The organism is Mesorhizobium sp. M4B.F.Ca.ET.017.02.2.1 (assembly GCF_003998955.1).
Taxonomy (GTDB): Bacteria; Pseudomonadota; Alphaproteobacteria; order Rhizobiales; family Rhizobiaceae; genus Mesorhizobium; species Mesorhizobium abyssinicae.
On record NZ_RZOF01000377.1, the window covers coordinates 1 to 5,836 of the forward strand.

Below are 5,836 nucleotides of genomic sequence, written 5' to 3' on the forward strand. Positions count from 1 at the left end.
GATCATGAAGCTGTACATGAAGCGCAGCAGCACGGCGATCAGAAGCACGCGCTGCATCTTCGGCAGCTGGATGTAGCGGAACACCGCCCAGCGCGAGGCACCGTCGATCTTGGCCGCCTGGTAGAAGGCATCCGGGATCGAGACCAGGCCGGCATAGCAGAGCAGCACGACGAGGCTGGTCCAGTGCCAGACATCCATGATGATGACGGTGACCCAGGCGTCGATCGGATCCTGGACATAGTTGTAGTCGATGCCGAGCGCATTGACGTAGTAGCCGAGCAGGCCGATGTCGTTGCGGCCGAAGACCTGCCAGATCGTGCCGACGACATTCCACGGGATCAGCAGCGGCAACGCCATCAGCACCAGGCAGACCGGCACGCCCCAGCCCTTCTTCGGCATGTTGAGCGCGATGAAGATGCCGAGCGGCACCTCGATGATGAGGATGATGAAGGAGAAGATCAGGTTGCGGACCATCGCTTCCCAGAAGCGGTCGGAGGACAACAGCTCCTCGAACCACTCGGTGCCAGCCCAGAAGAAGACGTTGTTGCCGAAGGTGTCCTGCACCGAATAATTGACGACGGTCATCAGCGGGATGACGGCCGAGAACGCCACCAGCACCAGCACCGGCAGGACAAGGAACCAGGCCTTGTTGTTCCAGGTCTTTTCCATCTATGCCCCCATCTCGACGCGCCAGGAATCGGCATAGATGTTGATGCCTGCAGGGTCGAAGCGAACCTTCGGATCGGCCGGCACGGTGTCGTCCTCGCCGATGACGGCGGCGATCTCGCGGCCCTCGAGGCTGGCGCGGACCACCTTATGGCGACCGACATCCTCGACCTTGCTGACCTTGACGGCCATGCCGTCGCGGCCGAGCCTGACATATTCGGGACGGATGCCGAGCTCGATCGAGCCGGCGCCGGCGTTCGCGCCGACAGTCTTGGGCACGCCCGGCAGTTCGATGCGCTGGCTGCCGATCGTCGCTGTCCTGCCGTCGATCGCCACCGGCATGACGTTCATGCCGGGCGAGCCGATGAAATAGCCGACAAAGGTGTGGCGCGGGCGCTCGAACAGTTCGGCCGGCGTGCCGATCTGGACGATCTCGCCGTCATACATGACCACCACCCGGTCGGCGAAGGTCAGCGCCTCGGTCTGGTCGTGCGTGACATAGACCATGGTGTAGCCGAAGCGGCGATGCAGCTGCTTCAACTGCGAGCGCAGCACCCATTTCATATGCGGATCGATGACGGTGAGCGGCTCGTCGAACAGAATGGCGTTGACGTCGGAGCGGACCAGGCCGCGACCGAGCGAGATCTTCTGCTTCTGGTCGGCGGTCAGGCCGCGCGCTTTCCTGTTAGCCCATGACGCGAGATCGATCATCTCCAGCGTCTCGCGCACCTTGCGGTCGACATCGGCTTCCGGCACGCCGCGGTTGCGCAACGGGAAGGCCAGATTGTCGTAGACGGTCATCGTGTCGTAGATGACCGGGAACTGGAACACCTGAGCGATGTTGCGTTCCTGCGTCGACAGCCTGGTGACGTCCTTGCCGTTGAACAGCAACTGGCCGTGCGAAGGGTGCAGCAGCCCCGAAATGATGTTGAGCAGCGTGGTCTTGCCGCAGCCGGAAGGCCCGAGCAGCGCATAGGCGCCGCCATCCTCGAAGGTGTGATGCACCTCCTTCAGGGCGAAATCTGAGTCCTTCTGCGGATTGGGCAGATAGGAGTGGCGGATGTGGTTGACGTCGATGCGTGCCATCGCTTCCTCCTCAAGCCGCCAGCTTCGGCGCGGCGACGGCGCGGCCGTTTCCGTCGAAGACCATGATGTGGCGCGGGTCGATGAAGACCTCGACTTCGGCGTCCGGCTCGAAGTCGCGGATGCCGTGGGTCAGCATCACCCAGCGCGCGTCGGCGAAATCGAGATGGATGAAGCTCTCCGAGCCGGTGATCTCGGTGATGGTGACCTTGGCGCGCACCGGCACGGCGGCTGCGTTGGGGCGCTCCAGCGACAGATGGTGGGGCTGGAAGCCGATCGTATAGCTTGCATCGGCGATGCCGACGAGCTCCGCCGGCACCGGCAGGGTGACGCCGCCTTCCAGCAGGAAGACCGCACCCTTCTTGGCAAGCACGATGGTGTTGAGCGGCGGGTGGGCGTCACGAGGTCGACCGGCTTGCGGAACACCTCGATGGTCGGTCCGAACTGGGTGATGCGGCCTTCGGCGAGCGTCGCCGTATTGCCGCCGAGCAGCAGCGCCTCGTGCGGCTCGGTGGTGGCGTAGACGAAGATTGTGCCGGCGGCGGCGAAGATCTTCGGCAGCTCGGCGCGCAACTCCTCGCGCAATTTGTAGTCGAGATTGGCGAGCGGCTCGTCAAGCAGGACCAGGCTGGCGTTCTTGACGATGGCGCGCGCCAGCGCGGTGCGCTGCTGCTGACCGCCGGAAAGGCTGAGCGGCGTGCGGTCGAGATAGGGCGTGAGCTTCAGGAGTGCCGCGGCGTTGCGCACTTCCTTGTCGATCTTCGACTGCTCGGCGCCGGCGACCCTGAGCGGCGAGGCGATATTCTCGTAGACTGTCATCGCCGGGTAATTGATGAACTGCTGGTAGACCATGGCGACGTTGCGCTTCTGCACCGGCTGGCCGGTGACATCCTTGCCGTCGAACCAGACCGAGCCTGACGTCGGCGCGTCGAGACCGGCCATCAGCCGCATCAGGCTGGTCTTGCCTGACAGCGTCGGGCCGAGCAGCACGTTGAGCGAGCCATGCTGAAGTGTCAGCGACACGTCACGGATGTGCTCCGCCGCGCCGACCGTCTTCGACACGTTTCTCAGTTCCAGCATGATGCCTCCTCCGCGGCTCTGTGCATCACACGGCCATCCTATTCGGCTGCCGCGACGTGGCGGCGGCTTATTCCACGCATGAATTCGTCGAGCGTCGCCGCCTGCTCTCGGCTGAGATGCAGGCCGCGCTTGGTCCGGCGCCACAATACATCCTCGGCGGTCAGCGCCCACTCGTTTTGGACCAGATAGCGTACCTCGGCCTCATAGAGATCGGCGCCGAAGTTGCGGCCGAGATCGGCATTCGACTTGGCGAGGCCCAGCACGGCCTGCGCCAGCGTGCCGTAGAGCCGGGTCAGCCGGCGCGCCAGGCCCTGGTCGAGGAACGGATAGGCGCTCTTCAGTTTCGCCACTTGCGCCTCGAAGCCGGTGGCAGGGAAGTTGCCGCCCGGCAAAGGCGCGTCCGCCGTCCAGCGCTTGCCGCGCTTGCCAAGGAAGCCTTCGATCTTTTCCAGCATCGATTCCGACAGCCGGCGATAGGTGGTGATCTTGCCGCCGAATGCGTTGATGATCGGCGCTGCCCCCTCGCCGCCATCGGACTTCAGCACGTAGTCGCGGGTCGCTTCCTGCGCCTTGGAGGCGCCGTCGTCATAGAGCGGGCGCACGGCCGAATAGGTCCAGACGATGTCCGAGCGCTTGACGGCCTGAGCGAAATATTCGCTCGCCGCCGCGCACAGATAGTCGATCTCGGTGTCGCTGATCTTCACCTCATGCGGATCGCCCGGATAGTCGCGGTCGGTGGTGCCAATCAGCGTGAACTCTTCCTCGTAAGGAATGGCGAAGATGATGCGGCCGTCCTTGTTCTGGAAGAAATAGGCGCGCGGGTCGTCGAACTTCTTGGCGATGACGATGTGGCTGCCTTGCACGAGACGGACATTGTGGACGTCGTTCTGGCCGACCGTCGCCGACAGCACGTGGTCGACCCAGGGGCCGGCGGCGTTGACCAGAAGCCTGGCCTTGACTTCCTCGGTCTCGCCGGTGCGCACGTCCTCGAGCCGGATTGCCCAGAGGTCGCCGTCACGGCGCGCGCCGACGACCTTGGTGCGGGTGCGGATGATCGCGCCGCGGTCGGCCGCATCGCGAGCATTCAGCGCTACCAGCCTGGCATCGTTGACCCAGCCGTCGGAATATTCGAAGGCCTTGCGGAACAGCGGCTTCAGCGGCTTGCCGGCCGGGTCCCTCGCCATGTCCAGCGTCTTCGTCGCCGGCAGCAGTTTGCGGCCGCCAATGTGGTCGTAGAGGAAAAGGCCGAGCCGAATCAGCCAGGCCGGCCGCAGGCCCTCGGCATAGGGCAGCACGAAACGCATCGGCCAGATGATGTGCGGCGCGTTCTTCCAGAGAACTTCGCGCTCCATCAGCGCTTCGCGCACCAGGCGGAATTCGTAGAACTCGAGATAGCGCAGGCCGCCATGGATCAGCTTGGTCGAGCCGGACGAGGTGCCGCTGGCCAGATCGTTCATCTCGGCGAGAAAGACCGAGAAGCCGCGACCAACTGCGTCGCGGGCGATGCCGCAGCCGTTGATGCCGCCGCCAATGACAAAAATGTCATGGATCGGTGATGCGTCCAAGAAGTCCTCCAGCGATTTCGCATTGCAGCATTTTTGGTCTTTTGCGAAACCGTCACGGAATTAATTCGAAATAGGAACGAATGTCAAACGAAATATCACGGGCGTGTGATGACGCTGCGGAGATGGCCTAGCCGAGCGATGTTTCGATCAGTTGAACCTCGGCTTCGTCGCAGATCTTGCGCACCGAGGGGATGTCGCAGCGGTCGGTGATGAAGGTGTTGACCTGCGACAGATGGCCGATGCGGACCGGCGCGGTGCGCTCGAACTTGGTCTGGTCGGAAACCAGGATGACGTGCCTTGCGTTGGCGATGATGGCTTGCGCAACCTTGACCTCGCGAAAGTCGAAATCGAGCAGCGCGCCATCATGGTCGATGGCCGAGGCGCCAATGACGGCGTAGTCGACCTTGAACTGCCGGATGAAATCGACGGCCGCCTCGCCGACGACACCGCCGTCAGAGCCGCGCACGACGCCGCCGGCGATCACTACCTCGATCGAAGGATAGACACGCATCCTATTGGCAACATTGATATTATTGGTGATGACCATGAGGCCGTTGTGGTCCAGCAAGGCCTTGCTGACGGACTCGGTAGTGGTGCCGATGTTGATGAACAGTGAGGCGTTGTCGGGGATCAGCCTGGCGGCGGCGCGGCCGATCGCCTCCTTCTCATCGGCGGCGATCTTGCGGCGCGCCTCATATTCCATGTTCTCGATCCCGGACGGGAACAGCGCCCCGCCATGGATGCGGGTGAGCAGCCTCTGGTCGCAGAGGTCGTTGAGGTCCTTGCGGATGGTCTGCGGCGTCACGTTGAAATGCGTTGCCAGGTCGTCGACCAGCACGCGGCCATGGTCCTTGGCCATCTGGATGATCTCGGCATGACGCGGCGACAGAAACATCGCTCTCCCTCCCGTTTTCGTTTTTCTTGTCTATATCGCAAAACGAAAGCGATGAAAAGGGATAAGCCGGCTAACGAAAACCATATGATCCCAAAGCCAAACCGGCCGCAAGCTGCGGCGAGTTGCTTCAGGTGGGGCGGCGAGCGATTTCGGTGATGACGTCGAATGCCGCCTCGACATCGGCCGCCGTCGCCTCGAACTGGCCGGCCTGGAAACGGATCGCGATCGTGCCATCGACCTTTGTCTGCGTCAGGTAGATGCGGCCGTCATCGTTGATGGCATTGACAAGGCGAAGATTGTGCTCGTCGGGGTTGGCGCCCGGTCCTGCCCGATGCCGGAACGAAAACAGCGACAGCATTGGCTCGGTCACGATCTCGAAGTCCGCCTCCCCCGCAAGCCGCGCGGCGAGAGCCTGGCTCCAGGTGACGTGATTGCGGATCATGGTGCGCAATCCTTCCAGCCCATGGGCGCGAAGCAGGAACCAGAGTTTCAGCGCCCGGAACCGGCGACCGAGCGGCACCGACCATTCCGAGTAGTTGATGATGCC

Annotated in this window: 5 protein-coding genes and 1 pseudogene; all 6 read right to left on the bottom strand. The window is 63.2% G+C overall.

The features are described from left to right. The coding region (locus EN738_RS29585) for a sugar ABC transporter permease (protein ID WP_145966969.1) at positions 1-669 on the bottom strand (669 nt) is incomplete at its 3' end. Further along, the gene (locus EN738_RS29590; protein ID WP_127286739.1) at positions 670-1,752 is read right to left on the bottom strand and encodes an ABC transporter ATP-binding protein; all 1,083 of its coding nucleotides are present in this window, start codon (positions 1,750-1,752) and stop codon (positions 670-672) included. Between the two features lie 10 nt (positions 1,753-1,762). Beyond that, positions 1,763-2,829, bottom strand: a pseudogene (locus tag EN738_RS29595) (ABC transporter ATP-binding protein). A 38-nt stretch (positions 2,830-2,867) separates the two neighbouring features. After that, positions 2,868-4,394 (bottom strand): glycerol-3-phosphate dehydrogenase, encoded by a 1,527-nt coding sequence (gene glpD, locus EN738_RS29600; protein ID WP_127286740.1) that lies wholly within the window; start codon positions 4,392-4,394, stop codon positions 2,868-2,870. 127 nt (positions 4,395-4,521) lie between these two features. Then, complete coding sequence (locus EN738_RS29605) at positions 4,522-5,289, bottom strand: DeoR/GlpR family DNA-binding transcription regulator (protein WP_127286741.1); 768 nt, start codon at positions 5,287-5,289, stop codon at positions 4,522-4,524. A gap of 127 nt (positions 5,290-5,416) precedes the next feature. Further along, a partial coding sequence (locus EN738_RS29610) for a pyridoxal-dependent decarboxylase (protein ID WP_245494808.1) occupies positions 5,417-5,836 on the bottom strand: 420 nt, incomplete at its 5' end.